Source organism: Agrobacterium sp. MS2, from assembly GCF_003261015.1.
Lineage (GTDB): Bacteria > Pseudomonadota > Alphaproteobacteria > Rhizobiales > Rhizobiaceae > Agrobacterium > Agrobacterium pusense.
In genome coordinates this window covers 1-238 of record NZ_QLNF01000077.1, presented here as the reverse complement: position 1 = coordinate 238, position 238 = coordinate 1, and the positions used below count along the sequence as shown (strand labels likewise).

The window sequence follows — 238 nt, the reverse complement described above, 5'->3', positions numbered from 1 at the left end:
GTCTATTCCTGAGATCCAAATTACATTCAGACCCCGCAAGCTTCGCCGCCCACGTTTCTCTTTCTTCTCATATTCAATTGTCAAAAAACTGACCACCAAAAGCAGTCAAAAAATCAAATCCCCGAAACCATCAGGCCTCGAAACCAAACAAGCAACCAGCTCATTCCTTGATTTATTTAGAACGAAAGACTTCGTCGCCAGCAGCGCCGCCGCCCTCGTTCAGTGAGCGGACTTATAA

The 238-nt window shown here is 46.2% G+C and carries 1 protein-coding gene; it reads left to right on the top strand.

The features are described from left to right. On the top strand, positions 1–226 hold a 226-nt coding region (locus tag DOU54_RS19900), incomplete at its 5' end, for a hypothetical protein (protein WP_193603413.1). Positions 227–238 lie beyond the last annotated feature (12 nt).